Raw genomic sequence first — 13,554 nt, forward strand, 5'->3', positions numbered from 1 at the left:
TGTTTTATAAAATTAGTTTTTTCCGAATCTTTCCATCAATTCTTGTAACGTGATGGTCACAATGATGGGCTTGCCATGTAAAGAGATATTTGGGGAGGCTGTGGCAAAAAGACGATCAATTAGTTCAGCCATTTCTTGGTTGTCCAAGGCTTGTCCTGCTTTTATTGATGCATTTTTAGCTAAGCTTCGCGCTAAGTTTTCTCGTTTACTAAGTTTAAGTTCGTCTTTATTGTTTTTAAAATCTTCTAATAATTGCTCAAGTATCGTTGTTTCGCTGATGCCAGTGCCCAAATCCGCAGGAATACCATCTACAATATACGTAGTTTTTCCAAAAGGACGGATTTGAAACCCTAGACTTTGAATTTCAGGAAGAATGTCTTCCATCAAAGCGAAATCTGCTTGGTTTAACTCTAATGTTTGTGGGAAAAGACTCTGCTGGCTACTCCCTTGATTATTTTCTAGCTGCTCTTGATAGTGCTCAAATAGGATGCGCTCATGGCCCGCCTGCTGGTCAATCAACATAAAACCAGAATGTATCTGAGAAACAATAAAACGGTTGTGCAGCTGGAAAAATTGCTTGCTATTTTCTGTGTTAATTACATTGATAACAGGTTTTTTCTGCTCGGGTTCCTCTGGGATAAGTGATAATTGCTCATCTATATCCTCTTCCTCTTCTGTGATTTTATATAACGTGTCCCAATCTTGTGGAATCCCCGTTTTCTTTTCAAAGCCTTCAGCATATGCCGCAGAGCGTGATGCTGCATTCGACCTTTTTTGCTCGAAAGGATTGAAGTCAGGGTTGAACGTAATCGTCGGCGCCTGTATCTCATCAAGAGGTTTATCCGTAATAAAGCCGCTGAAACTTGTCTCTTGGTTGAAATCAAGCGTCGGCGTGATGTTATAACGACCTAGTGAACGTTTCACCGCCGAGCGTAAAATAGCGTAGATAGACTTGTCATCTTCGTATTTTATTTCTGTCTTCGTTGGGTGAACGTTGATATCAATTTTTGCAGGATCGATGTCGATAAATAATACGTACAGCGGAAAAGTTTCTCCGGCTAAGATTTCTTCATACGCATTCATTACAGCATGATTCAAATAATGATCTTTTATGAAACGCTTGTTGACGAAGAAAAATTGTTCACCACGAGTTTTTTTAGCAAACTCTGGTTTTCCAACAAAACCATTGATATCGATAATAGTAGTTTCCTCTTCTACAGGTACTAAACGTTGGTTGTAACTGTTCCCGAAAAGGTGAACGATACGTTGTTTCAATGTCTCCGCAGGGAGATGGAAAAGTTCATTACCTTCGCTGTGCAGACTGAAGAATATTTCAGGATGCGCTAGGGTGATACGTTGAAATTCGTCTATGATATGACGCATCTCTACAGAATTGCTTTTTAGAAAATTCCGACGTGCTGGTATATTGTAAAATAAATTTTTAACCGAAATGCTTGTTCCTGCAGGCACAGCCTCAGGGTGCTGATCAACTATTTTGGACCCTTCAATGTGGATGATGGTTCCTAATTCATCTTCTATACGGCGTGTTTTAAGCTCTACTTGCGAAATAGCCGCAATGGAAGCCATTGCTTCCCCACGGAAACCCATTGTTCGGATAGCGAATAAATCTTCCGCTTTGCGAATTTTGGATGTCGCGTGTCGCTCAAAGCACAGCCTAGCGTCTGTGACAGTCATGCCACAGCCGTTGTCAATCACCTGGATTAGTGTTTTCCCGGCGTCTTTGACTATTAATTTTATTTTATCTGCTCCCGCATCGATAGCATTTTCGATAAGCTCTTTAACTGCTGAGGCAGGGCGTTGTACAACTTCTCCCGCTGCAATTTGGTTGGCTACCGAATCTGGTAATAACTGAATGATATCCGACATACAAGAACAAAGTTACGAAAATGATTGCATCTCCAATTTCAAAAACTTCGCCGTTTCACTTTTCTTTTCCTTGATAAGGTCTTCCGGAAGACCTGCAAACATTAATTGTCCGCCATTTCTACCACCTTCAGGCCCCATATCAATAACCCAGTCAGCAGTTTTCACCACATCAAGGTTGTGCTCAATGATAAGAACGGTGTTTCCACGGTCTACTAAGCGATTTATCACACCCAACAATACGTTTACATCTTCAAAGTGTAAGCCTGTTGTAGGCTCATCAAGAATATAGAACGTGTTTCCTGTATCTTTTTTTGACAATTCGGTGGCTAATTTTACGCGCTGTGCCTCACCACCGGATAAAGTAGTTGATGATTGACCTAGCGTTAGGTAACCTAAGCCTACATCCTGAAGCGTCTTAATTTTTCTGTAGATCGACGGAATATTTTCGAAGAATGGAACGGCGTCGTCAATGCTCATGTCTAATACATCCGAAATTGACTTTCCGCGGTAGCGTACCTCGAGTGTCTCGCGGTTATAGCGTTTGCCTTGACAGGTTTCACAAGGTACCTGCACATCCGGCAAGAAGTTCATCTCAATAATTTTCAAGCCAGCTCCTTGACAGGTTTCACAACGACCACCTTTCACGTTGAAAGAGAACCTTCCTGGCTTATAGCCTCTTATTTTTGCCTCCGGCAACTGAACAAAAAGGCTGCGGACATCAGAGAACACACCTGTGTATGTTGATGGATTAGAGCGTGGTGTACGTCCAATTGGACTTTGGTCAATCTCAATAACCTTATCGATGTGCTTTAAGCCATCAATGCTCTTGTAAGGCATTGGTGTCGCTTTCGCCCGGAAGAAATGTTTATTAAGAATCGGGTATAATGTTCCTGTGATTAAGCTTGACTTGCCCGACCCAGAGACGCCCGTTACCAAAATCATTTTCCCTAAAGGGAAGTCTACATCTACATTTCTAAGGTTATTGCCTGTTGCTCCTTTTAAAGATAGCTCTAAACCATTTCCTTTACGGCGTGTTGCTGGGATGGCCACTTCTTTCTTGCCATTCAGGTATTGTGCCGTTAAAGAATTAGATTTTAAAATCTTGTCGGGAGTTCCCTGCGCAACGACTGTTCCGCCGTTTACACCTGCTGCGGGGCCCATATCGATGACATAGTCCGCATTCAAGATCATGTCTTTATCATGCTCTACGACTAATACCGAATTCCCGATATCGCGTAGATTTTTTAATGAGCTTATTAATCGCTCATTGTCACGTTGGTGAAGGCCAATACTCGGCTCATCCAATATGTAGAGCACATTCACAAGCTGAGAACCAATTTGTGTGGCCAAGCGAATACGTTGAGCTTCGCCTCCGGAAAGCGTTTTAGAAGAACGGTTCAGGGATAAGTAGCTAAGGCCAACGTCAAGGAGGAAGCCTATACGTGTGCGTATTTCTTTAAGGACCTCCGAAGCTATGGTGTTCTGACGTTCGCTAAGGCGCTCCTCAATACCGGTAAACCAGCTTTGTAGGTTCGTGAGATCCATGTTTGCTAGCTCATAGATATTTTTATTATCTATTTTGAAGTGGAGCGAATCTTGTTTCAAGCGAGCGCCTTCACAAGAAGGACAAACAACTTGCGTTCTGAAATCGTCTACGTTTCCAGCGTCCTCTCCCCCACGGCTGTTAAGCTCTTCTAGCATTTTAAAAATACCGTCAAACTGAACTTTGTATTCACGAGAGCCATAGCTGCCGTAAGAAATTGTCAATGGAATGCTCTCTTCTCCACCGAAAAGGAGCATATTTATATCTTCCTCACGTAATGTTTCCATAGGAGCTGTCGTTGATATATCAAATTTCTTTGCTACAGCCTTAACGACTTGGAAGGTCCAAGATTCACGTGCAGGACCTAAAGGCAGGATAGCGCCTTTTTGGATGCTTAATTTTTTATCTGGGATGACGCTGTCTTTGTCAATCTCAAAGACGTAGCCCAATCCATCACAACGTGGGCATGCCCCATATGGAGAGTTGAAGGAGAAGCTATTTGGTTGCGGTTCATCGTATGAAATGCCGGATTCAGGGTCCATCAAGTAGCGGCTAAAGAAGTGCTCACGTCCTTCTTTGTTCGCAATTTTGATAATACCTTTGGCACTTTTCATCGCCTGCATAACCGAGGTGTAAAGCCTTTTGCTATCATCCTCCGTTGCATATAGGCGGTCAACGACCATTTCGATATCGTGTATCTTGTAGCGGTCTACCTGCATTTTGGGTGCGATGTCTAAGATTTCACCATCAACACGTACCTTGGAAAATCCTTGTTTACGGATTTGCTCAAAGAGCTCGCGATAGTGACCTTTTCTACCTTTGACTACAGGAGCCAAGATGTAAATCGCTTCATCTTTAAATTCCGTTAATATTTTTTCTACAATTTGCTCTTCCGACATACGTTGCATCAGCTTTCCTGTGACATGCGAATAGGCATCACTGGCGCGAGCATAAAGTAAACGTAAGAAATCGTATATTTCGGTAATGGTTCCGACCGTTGAGCGAGGGTTTTTGTTTGTGGTCTTCTGTTCGATAGAAATTACCGGGCTTAATCCATAAATTTTATCTACATCAGGACGTTCCATACCTCCAAAAAATTGACGGCTGTAGGCCGAAAATGTTTCCATGTAGCGGCGTTGACCTTCTGCATAGATAGTATCAAAGGCTAAGGATGATTTTCCACTGCCACTTAAACCAGTTACAACAACGAGTTCATTTCTTGGAAAAGTAACATCAATGTTTTGAAGGTTGTGAACACGGGCGCCAAATACTTCTATTTCACTTTGTTCGCCTAAATCGATGTGGTTATGCTGTTTGGAGGAACTCATTTTTTTTCTTCTGATTTTTGCAAGATACAAAGGTACAGATTTTTAAGCGGAGTACCTTGCCTGTGTTCCGTGGAAATTGCTAATTTTGAAATTCAGTAGACAGTTAAGAGCCGAAAGACATAGGCTAACTGTTTGGCATTATAGAAAATATTACCTTGAAGAAACTAGATTTAAGTAAGCAGGAAAAGGAAATTGTCGACCAAGCATTACAATATTGGGAAGATACGGATAGTCTGAGCCATGAACAAGCAAACCTTTTGCGGGATACCATCCAAGAGAAAGGCTTTGAATGGAAAGTGCTGGCGCGTTATGCCTTTTGGTTTGCCTTGGTTTCTCTCGTTCTTTCGGTGCTCTCCTTGTTTGCCGATGACGCCTTGGTTCGTTTTGTGACGGGTTTCTATGAGGCTCCTAACATTGTTTTTTGTGGTGTCTTTGGTGCTATTGCTTGCTTTTTCTACCTTTTGGGCTTCCGTCATAAAAATAAATATCCCGATAAGAATTTTTCTAATGAGACAATGATGCTTGCCGGCGCTTTTGCGACAGCGGCGTGCATAGGCTTTTTAGGGCAGGTGCTCGATCGTGGAACGAGTCAGTATACGCTCTTATTTTTATTGTCTATAGGGATTTATGCTTTTCTTGCCGTGAAGTTAGACTCTACCCTTCTGTGGGTTTTTACCTTGGTGGCGTTGGGAATATGGTTTGCGACAGAAACGGCTTACCGAAGTAACTGGGGATTTAAATTCTGGGGAATGAACTACCCGCTTCGTTTCACCTTGTTTGGCATGCTGCTGACTATTTTTTCTGCCTTTGTTCAGCCACGAATAGCGCGTATTCGCACCTTTCAGCCGACAAGCTATGTGGTTGGATTGCTCTATACGATGATTGCCTTATGGTGCTTATCGATCTTTGGTAATTACGCTAGTTTTGATGATTGGACACAGGTGCGGCAGTTTCATATCCTTTATTGGGGTGTATTAGCAATTCTTTTGTCCTTGGCTTTGGCGCTTTATGGCATGAAAACGAAAGATAATGCTTCTCGGGATATTGGTTTCGTATTTTTTATTTTAAACCTATATACTCGTTTTGTGGAGTATCTGTGGGATAATATAAATCGGACCATCTTCTTTCTTGTGCTAGCACTTTCGTTTTGGCTGGTCGGAAGATGGGCCGAAAAATTATGGCGTAAGGATAGTCCTAATTAAATTTTAAGCTGTAGGTAATGTCTACACCGCCTGCAGCGAGCATATCATGTACAGAGCAGTATTTTTTGACTGCTAATTCTGCTGCTTTTTGGGCCTTTTCGATATCGATATCTCCCTTAAGGGTGAAGGAGATATGAATCTTTGTGAAAATGTTAGGTACTTCATCACGACGCTCACCAGCCACTTCTACTTGAATGTCTTGAACATCTTGACGTTGTTTCTTCAATATTGTGCTCAAGTCGAATACGCTACAGGAACCTAAGGCCATTAATACTAATTCCATCGGACGGACCCCTTTTCCCTCTCCGCCGATAGCGTCAGAACCATCAATTTGTACTTTTATTGGTGATAACTCACTAGATCCTTCAAAATGGACCGCTTTATTTTTTCGCTCTAAATGGATTTTCATATGGGCTGATTTAGATTCAAATTTAACTAAAATGCGGCGTATAAGCAAGGTGAAAGCCCTATCGTTGGATGTGTAGATAGGTTTGTTTTGTTCCTGTAGGCATATGCGCTTTTTGAAGGGATGTATTGTTGCCCAACTTTAACAATTGCACCTATAGAATCAAGGAGGATAATTGGTATATTGTTGTTAAACCAATTGTGCGAAGCCTATGTTCGCTAAACAAAATGATGAATTGTTGAAAGGGGTATTGGAGAAATACTTTGAAGACTTCTTGCGCTTTCTGCATCCCGAAGCTGATGTAGTTTTTGATTTTAATCGACCTATTGAGTTCCTGAATACGGAGCTGGCTCTTTTGCAGCCTCAACGAGGGCGTAACACAGGTAAACGTATTGTTGATATGCTGGCTAAAGTCTACCTCAAAAGTGGTGCTGAGAAGTGGATTTTAGTGCATACGGAAATCGAAGGGGCGAGTCAAAAGGATTTTTCTTTTCGGTTGTTTCAATATTATTATCGACTGGTTGACAAGAATAAAATGCCTGTCGATACCATTGTTATTTATACAGGAGCTCAGGGACAGAAGAGACCGAATCATTATAGTGCGGAAGGTTTTTTCTCGCGTATATATTTTTCTTTTTTTTGCTATCATATTTTTGATCACTGTGAAGAGGAATTGTTGGGGATGGGGGGTAACATCTTTGCTCTGGTAATTTTAGCGTGTCAAAAGGCATTTCTTGAGGGGTATGTTTCTGATGTTGATCTAGGGGAAGCTAGATTGAGAATTGCGGAATGTCTACTCAAGCAGAAGCATAGTTATGAACACGTGAAAAGCTTTATGATTTTCTTGAAAAACTTTTTGTATATTGATAGTGAGTGTGTTAATCGGGACTTTGATGCGCGATTAAACAAATTAACAGGAGGAGGAATTAAGATGGATATTTTAGATATTGTTACAAAGCAGGCTGTTAAGCGTGCAACTACGGTTGCCCTAAAGAAGGGTAAGGAGGACGGTTTGAAAGAAGGTAAGGAGGACGGTTTGAGAGAGGGTGTTCTTACTGTTGCTCGTGAGATGAAGCTGGCCGGTGTTTCATTAGATGAAATTGCTCGTTTTACGAAGTTGACCATAGCGGAGCTTGACGCTATCTAGAGGATAAGAGCATACTTTGTTATCCTCGTAGCTGTTTTGTGTGTAAAGTTAAAAAGGTGATTTTCGATACGTTTTATACGTATGGAAACTGCTTTTGTTCATTATTCTTGGTTGTTGTACTACAATGGATGCATTTAAATTAACCGGAGGAGGAATTAAGATGGATATTTTAGATTTTGTTACAAAGCAGGCTGTTAAGCGTGCAACTACGGTTGCCCTGAAGAAGGGTAAGGAGGAAGGGCTAAAGAAAGGCAAGGAGGAAGGGCTAAAGAAAGGCAAGGAGGAAGGGCTAAAGAAAGGCAAGGAGGAAGGGCTAAAGAAAGGTAAGACGGAGGGTTTGAAAGAAGGTTTGAAAGAAGGTAAGGAGGACGGTTTGAGAGAGGGTGTTCTTACTGTTGCTCGTGAGATGAAGCTGGCCGGTGTTTCATTAGATGAAATCGCTCGTTTTACGAAGTTGACCATAGCGGAGCTTGACGCTATCTAGAGGGTAAGAGCATACTTTGTTATCCTCGTAGCTGTTTTGTGTGTAAAGTTAAAAAGGTGATTTTCGATACGTTTTATACGTATGGAAACTGCTTTTGTTCATTATTCTTGGTTGTTGTACTACAATGGATGCATTTAAATTAACCGGAGGAGGAATTAAGATGGATATTTTAGATATTGTTACAAAACAGGCTGTTAAGCGTGCAACTACGGTTGCCCTAAAGAAGGGTAAGGAGGAAGGGCTAAAGAAAGGTAAGGCGGAGGGTTTGAAAGAAGGTTTGAAAGAAGGTAAGGAGGACGGTTTGAGAGAGGGTGTTCTTACTGTTGCTCGTGAGATGAAGTTGGCCGGTGTTTCATTAGACGAAATCGCTCGTTTTACGAAGTTGACCATAGCGGAGCTTGAAGGTATCTAGAGGGTAAGAGCAGAGCTTGTTATCCTCGTAGCTGTTTTGTGTGTGTCAAACTAAAAAAGCGATTTCCGATACGTTCTATTACGTATGGAAACCGCTTTTGTTCATTATGTTTAGTTATTGTTTTACTATGGAATTATGACGCCACGATATTGTGTTGCGTCAACCTTTGGAATGCGACTATCGTATTTCGCATTGATAGCATCTATAAATAGGTTAGCAATCATTGCATTACCCATCGGAGTAAGATGTATACCATCTAAAGAGAAAGCATTTCCGGTAATAAATTTTGCATTTATGGCAATACCATTATACAGAATACCCGGATTGTTTACTTTATTTAAATAAGTATGTGCATCAGCAACAGCTAATCCTTTGCTTTCGGCGGTACTCTTAATCACATTGTTAAATTGCTCTACCTGTTTCTTAATTATAGCGACTTCTTCAGGGTCGAGAACATATTTACTTTCAATAGGATTGTTCGGGTGCAGGCCATAAGGAGCCGGATTTCCGGGCGTTGGTTTTCCTAATAATCCTGATGATGAGAACGGAAGGACGAACAAATCCTGGTCTGTCGCGGCTCTATTTCCAGTAGAAGAAACGATGTACAAATCCTTTACGTTAGCTCCTGCAGCATTGGCTCCAGCCAATAAAGCGGCACGTGTGACCGTTGTAAAGTATGGTACGGCGGTAACATCCGGAATTGTGGCCACCACCCCTTTTTGTTTTTTATCCGTCAAAGCACTGATAAAATCGCCGTAGCGTTGTGTAAATGTACTTACAGATGTCAATACGGTGGTTGGGTCTCCAGGGTTGGTTACTGCTCCGTTCGTAGCATAGCCTAAAACATCATTGTTGCCGAGCCAAAAAGTGAAGAACGTATGATTTTGTGCGTTAGCATAGTCAAAATAACGATAGGTCGGGGCTGTATTATCCGGCAATAAGCGTTCAAAGTAGGGGTTTCCAGCTACGGTACCAATACCTGGGAAAAAAGCCATGTCAAGGCGCATACCGGGTACACCGAGGTTATTTATCTCGGTCGTGTTTTTTGTGTACAATGGCTTGCCCGCCGGATTTAATCCTCGTATAGCCAATTTGTCGGTAACGTTTTCCATTACCGGCTGACCATTTACAAGTGCCTTTAGACGGATATATCCGGAGCCATTACGTTGTTCTTCTGTAAAGAAAGGCGTATTAAAGGTGCTTCCAGTAGCTTTTTGTAGCTGCTCAGAAATGAGATTCGGATAGGCTACTTTTTGTCCGTCAAGGTAGAGGCCTCCATCCGCAAAACCAGCTGTTAGGGAGTTCCCTATAGCAATATATTTGGTGAAGTCTGCCTGTCCACTGCTAGGTTTGACGACGTCAATGTCTGGGGCGCAAGCGAATAGCCATGCTAGCGTTGCGGTAGCGCCAAAGAAAAGTTTTCCAGCGTTAAATATCTTTTTCATCGTAATTACCATTTATAAGTTAACGAAATGCCTGGGGCATGAATATAGGTTTTGTAGGTTCCTGCTAAACCTGTACTTGCGCTTGTTACTGTTCTAGCCTTTATGCTTTGAAGAACATAGGCGCCAGTAAGTTCAAATTTATCGTTGATATCATAAGTGAAACCTGCGGAAACCATAAATCTGTTGTTGTCTGGGGTTTCTGGTGAAACAAAATTATCTTGAACCGGAGTAACGACATAGCCTGTTCCTGCACGCAGAGCAAGGTTTTCTTTCGCTTTGTAATTAATACCAATTTTCCCAGAGAACGCATTTTTATAATTTTTTGGTTGCTGGGTATCTTGTAATGTTGGCGTATGGTCTTGATATTTAAATGTTAGCTCTTTGTAGATGTCATATTTAAGAAACGTACCATCGGCTGCGATATCAATTTTTTCGGTTACAGGAACACTAATACCCAAGTTTATGCTGGCCGGTAAAGGAAGCTCTGCCGTAAATTTGGTGTTAGGGAAGTTTGCTTTTACGGCGTCTGGTACTGTGAATTCAGCATCTCCTTTTTTCAATCTTGTTATGACTTTAGAGCGGTAGCTTAAGGAGATAGCAACATTGTTGTCGAAGTTGTAGTGTGCACCAACATTAAATCCTGTTCCTTTACCTGTTCCAGAAAGCTCTGCCTTACCAGCGCTACCATCAGGAAAGGAAACGGGAAGTGAACGCGCGAGGTCTACTAAGCCAATGTTGTAAATAAATCCACCACCGATGCCGAGGTTATCATTTATCTTGAAACTAATTGTTGGCTGTATATAAATAGCGCGCATTTTTAAGAAGTTGAGCTCATATTTACCTGGCCATTGGTCGCCCCAATCTACGGCTCCCCCAAAAGGAGTGTAAATGCCTATCCCAGCTTTCCACCAGGCATCTTTAGGGCCAAAGGTCGCAAAAACAGAAAATGGGGGTGTTACTTGAGCTCTAGTTTTGTGGAGCTCGGTGCTATTAACCTCCGTGAATGCCGAACGGTACATGATTGTACTTGCTCCTGCAGAAATAGCATTGTGCTTCATTTTGGAAAGTGCTCCTGGGTTGTAAAAAATGGAGGACTCGTCGACAAAAAGTGCAGAACCAGCGCCTGCCATTCCGACAGCCTTCTGGCTTTGTGTGTTTACTTGGGATCCTTGTGCGAGTACGAGCGTAGGGCTGGCAAGGAACATTCCGATTAGTAATCTTTTCATGAGAATGTTTATTATGGTTATATATGCCTCATTCAAATAATGATATGCTAACATAGTATTTTTTTGTCTCAAAAACAAATTTCGTGGCGAAAATAAATAACATTTCTTGTGCGGTTTCATTTTCAAGAAATATGTGTATCTTAACGCATTATAATCAATTTAAGAAAGATAGAAATGGCTAAAATTACATTTAAAGGAGGCGAAATTAATACGCAAGGAACACTACCTCAAGTTGGTGATAAAGCTCCTGATTTTACGTTGACCGCTGGAGACTTGTCTACGAAGGCTTTATCGGATTTTGCAGGTAAAAAAGTTGTTTTAAATATATTCCCAAGTATTGATACAGGCACGTGTGCAGCTTCTGTTCGTAAATTTAATGTAGAAGCAGCAGCTTTGGCAAATACGGTTGTTTTGAGCATCTCTAGAGACTTACCTTTTGCACAATCACGCTTTTGTGCTGCTGAGGGCATTGAAAATGTCATTACCTTGTCAGAATATAAAGACAATAATTTTTCAGATGCATATCAAGTGCGTATTGTAGACGGTCCTTTAGCAGGTTTGTTGAGCAGATCTGTTGTTGTTATTGATGAGCAAGGTGTCGTTACATATACGGAGCAAGTAGCAGAAACTTCGGAAGAGCCAAACTACGAAAACGCTTTAGCGGCATTGTAGTTTTTTTTGTTCTGCAAAGTGTTTGTTTTTGCAGTAACTACTATAGAAAAAGGAGCAATGATTATTGCTCCTTTTTTGTGTGATTTGTTCTCCTTGCGCGCCTTATAGGTAGTGCTTAATGCTATGTTTAAGGGCACTCTCCGTTTTGCGGTAAATGGTGAGCTTATTTTATTAATGCAAAAATTTAGTCGGATAGTCGATGAAGTATTACTTTTCTTTACTCGGTCGCATACTAAAAAGAAACATGAATGCATGGGGTCTTTCTTGGTTTACGGCAGGGCTTTTAGCCCTAGTTTTTTGTTTATTAATGTACGCGGCCTCACGAAGGTTTCCACAGTATGCTGAATACGGGTTCATATATCTGGGGCTTTCTTTTCTTTTTATGCTTCAGGGAGCCGAACGTATTGGCTTTTTGAAAATCTTATTTCCTGTGAAAAGACAGTTTATAACTGTACGAATTCTGGAAAATTTTTCCGTGCTTTTACTTTTGTTAATCTTAAGTGTTTGCTTTTTTTATTTTTTTGCGGCGATAGTGCTGGTCTGCGGAATTTTTACCTTCGCTTATTTTGACCGTTCCATCCGCTGGAAAAAAAGCTTGCCAACCCCATTTCGGCGCTATCCTTTTGAGTTTATTATTCTTTTTCGGCGTTTCTGGTTTGTATATCTGTTTCTGTACGCTATAGCCATAATTGCGGTTGTCGTTCATAACTTTAACTTACTGGCCGTGGTGGTTGCTCTCTTAGGTTTTTTGGGGTGGCAGGCTTATGCAGAGGTTGAACCGGAAGAGTTGCTATGGAATTATAGCATGTCGACTACTGCTTTCTTGCAGCATAAAATAAAACGAGCTGTTGCTCAGCAGAGTTTAATGTTGGGCGCTCCTTTGTTAGTTGGGGCGGTTGTGTTTCCAGATTATATGATTTGGTTGGCGCTAATAGGTGTTATTGTTAGCGCTGTATTGATACTTATAGTGTTCATGAAGTATTCGGTGTTTCCTGAACATGCGGGGATTATTCTGCAGTTGCAGGTTCTAATTGCTACGTGTTTACCTTTTTTATTAATCGGTTTAATTCCTTATTATTACCGGAAGGCGCATCGAAATTTAACGTTTAGAGATTATGATTCAACTCGAAAAATTGCATAAAACATTTGCTGGAAAAACGGTTCTTTCCGCCATTAGCGCGACGTTTGAGAAAGGAAAGGTATACGGAGTTGTTGGTCAAAATGGAGCCGGAAAAACGACTCTTTTTCGATGTATTGCAGGCTTGACTGAATATCAAGGGAGCATAAAGTCTGATTTAATGCCGCTAAAGCATCATTTGGGCTATTTGCCAACGGAAAGTTATTATTTGCCTAAAATAACGGCCGAAGAGTATATTTTTTTGATGACAGAGGCTCGCGGAAGAAAGGTTGATGATTTGCCGTCACGTAATATTTTTGATTTACCGTTGAAACAATATGTTGATACTTTTTCTACAGGAATGAAGAAGAAATTGGCAATAACGGCAGTGCTCTTGCAAGGGAATGATTATTTTATATTTGATGAGCCCTATAACGGGCTTGATTTGCAAAGTAGTTTTGTTTTTACAGAGATTGTACGAAAGCTAAAGTCACAGGGGAAAACGATTCTAATAGCGTCACATATTTTTGCAACATTAAGTGATTGTTGTGATGAAATCTTATGGCTTTCAGAAGGTGTTTTCAAACAGCAGGTGCATCAGCATGATTTTTTGCTGTTGGAGCAAATGCTTAAAGAGCAGATCCTAAATCAAGATATTAATCAGTTGTTTGTTTAGCGTGTAGAA

General features: G+C 41.2%; 12 protein-coding genes. 7 read left to right on the forward strand and 5 right to left on the reverse strand.

What is annotated here, in order from left to right; translation table 11 throughout:
* Positions 1-12: 12 nt before the first annotated feature.
* On the reverse strand, positions 13-1,887 hold the full coding sequence (gene mutL / locus WH223_RS13935; RefSeq protein ID WP_340048353.1) for a DNA mismatch repair endonuclease MutL: 1,875 nt from the start codon (positions 1,885-1,887) through the stop codon (positions 13-15).
* Positions 1,888-1,899: 12 nt separating this feature from the next.
* Positions 1,900-4,758: an excinuclease ABC subunit UvrA gene (gene uvrA / locus WH223_RS13940; RefSeq protein ID WP_340048354.1), complete on the reverse strand. Its 2,859-nt coding sequence runs from the start codon at positions 4,756-4,758 to the stop codon at positions 1,900-1,902.
* A gap of 155 nt (positions 4,759-4,913) precedes the next feature.
* Between uvrA and WH223_RS13945 the strand changes: the two genes are divergently transcribed.
* A complete protein-coding gene (locus tag WH223_RS13945; RefSeq protein WP_340048355.1) occupies positions 4,914-5,960 on the forward strand; it encodes a DUF2157 domain-containing protein in 1,047 nt (348 codons plus the stop codon).
* Here WH223_RS13945 and WH223_RS13950 read toward each other — a convergent pair.
* Positions 5,953-6,369 (reverse strand): OsmC family protein, encoded by a 417-nt coding sequence (locus WH223_RS13950; protein WP_340048356.1) that lies wholly within the window; start codon positions 6,367-6,369, stop codon positions 5,953-5,955. The genes WH223_RS13945 and WH223_RS13950 overlap by 8 nt on opposite strands.
* A 208-nt stretch (positions 6,370-6,577) precedes the next feature.
* Between WH223_RS13950 and WH223_RS13955 the strand changes: the two genes are divergently transcribed.
* The 3 genes from WH223_RS13955 (at position 6,578) to WH223_RS13965 (ending at position 8,409) form a co-directional block, all read left to right on the forward strand.
* Positions 6,578-7,513 carry a hypothetical protein gene (locus WH223_RS13955; protein ID WP_340048357.1) on the forward strand — a complete coding sequence of 312 codons (936 nt, stop codon included), beginning with the start codon at positions 6,578-6,580 and terminating at the stop codon, positions 7,511-7,513.
* 124 nt (positions 7,514-7,637) lie between these two features.
* Entirely contained in the window at positions 7,638-7,997 is a 360-nt protein-coding gene (locus WH223_RS13960) for a hypothetical protein (RefSeq protein WP_340048358.1), read from the forward strand.
* A gap of 124 nt (positions 7,998-8,121) precedes the next feature.
* Positions 8,122-8,409: a hypothetical protein gene (locus WH223_RS13965; RefSeq protein ID WP_340048359.1), complete on the forward strand. Its 288-nt coding sequence runs from the start codon at positions 8,122-8,124 to the stop codon at positions 8,407-8,409.
* Between the two features lie 125 nt (positions 8,410-8,534).
* Here the strand turns inward: WH223_RS13965 and WH223_RS13970 are convergent, their stop codons facing one another.
* Positions 8,535-9,854: an SGNH/GDSL hydrolase family protein gene (locus WH223_RS13970; protein ID WP_340048360.1), complete on the reverse strand. Its 1,320-nt coding sequence runs from the start codon at positions 9,852-9,854 to the stop codon at positions 8,535-8,537.
* Between the two features lie 5 nt (positions 9,855-9,859).
* Positions 9,860-11,080, reverse strand: coding sequence for an OmpP1/FadL family transporter (locus tag WH223_RS13975; RefSeq protein WP_340048361.1), 1,221 nt, complete (start codon positions 11,078-11,080; stop codon positions 9,860-9,862).
* A gap of 174 nt (positions 11,081-11,254) precedes the next feature.
* Here WH223_RS13975 and tpx point away from each other — a divergent pair, with 174 nt between their 5' ends.
* From tpx to WH223_RS13990, 3 genes are all read left to right on the forward strand, one after another.
* Positions 11,255-11,752, forward strand: a complete 498-nt coding sequence (gene tpx, locus WH223_RS13980; protein WP_340048362.1) for a thiol peroxidase — start codon at positions 11,255-11,257, stop codon at positions 11,750-11,752.
* Positions 11,753-11,951: 199 nt separating this feature from the next.
* Positions 11,952-12,893: a hypothetical protein gene (locus WH223_RS13985; protein WP_340048363.1), complete on the forward strand. Its 942-nt coding sequence runs from the start codon at positions 11,952-11,954 to the stop codon at positions 12,891-12,893.
* The gene (locus tag WH223_RS13990) at positions 12,868-13,545 is read left to right on the forward strand and encodes an ABC transporter ATP-binding protein (RefSeq protein WP_340048364.1); all 678 of its coding nucleotides are present in this window, start codon (positions 12,868-12,870) and stop codon (positions 13,543-13,545) included. Before WH223_RS13985 ends, WH223_RS13990 begins: the two co-directional genes overlap by 26 nt.
* The last annotated feature ends 9 nt before the right edge of the window (positions 13,546-13,554 follow it).

The sequence above is a fragment of the Sphingobacterium sp. MYb382 genome, assembly GCF_037572665.1.
Classification (GTDB): domain Bacteria; phylum Bacteroidota; class Bacteroidia; order Sphingobacteriales; family Sphingobacteriaceae; genus Sphingobacterium.

Bases quoted from the DNA above. Each gene is read 5' to 3' on its own strand.
- mutL (WP_340048353.1), bottom strand. From the start codon at position 1,887: ATGTCGGATATCATTCAGTTATTACCAGATTCGGTAGCCAACCAAATT.
- uvrA (WP_340048354.1), bottom strand. From the start codon at position 4,758: ATGAGTTCCTCCAAACAGCATAACCACATCGATTTAGGCGAACAAAGT.
- WH223_RS13950 (WP_340048356.1), bottom strand. From the start codon at position 6,369: ATGAAAATCCATTTAGAGCGAAAAAATAAAGCGGTCCATTTTGAAGGA.
- WH223_RS13955 (WP_340048357.1), top strand. From the start codon at position 6,578: ATGTTCGCTAAACAAAATGATGAATTGTTGAAAGGGGTATTGGAGAAA.
- WH223_RS13960 (WP_340048358.1), top strand. From the start codon at position 7,638: ATGGATGCATTTAAATTAACCGGAGGAGGAATTAAGATGGATATTTTA.
- WH223_RS13965 (WP_340048359.1), top strand. From the start codon at position 8,122: ATGGATGCATTTAAATTAACCGGAGGAGGAATTAAGATGGATATTTTA.
- WH223_RS13970 (WP_340048360.1), bottom strand. From the start codon at position 9,854: ATGAAAAAGATATTTAACGCTGGAAAACTTTTCTTTGGCGCTACCGCA.
- WH223_RS13975 (WP_340048361.1), bottom strand. From the start codon at position 11,080: ATGAAAAGATTACTAATCGGAATGTTCCTTGCCAGCCCTACGCTCGTA.
- tpx (WP_340048362.1), top strand. From the start codon at position 11,255: ATGGCTAAAATTACATTTAAAGGAGGCGAAATTAATACGCAAGGAACA.
- WH223_RS13985 (WP_340048363.1), top strand. From the start codon at position 11,952: ATGAAGTATTACTTTTCTTTACTCGGTCGCATACTAAAAAGAAACATG.
- WH223_RS13990 (WP_340048364.1), top strand. From the start codon at position 12,868: ATGATTCAACTCGAAAAATTGCATAAAACATTTGCTGGAAAAACGGTT.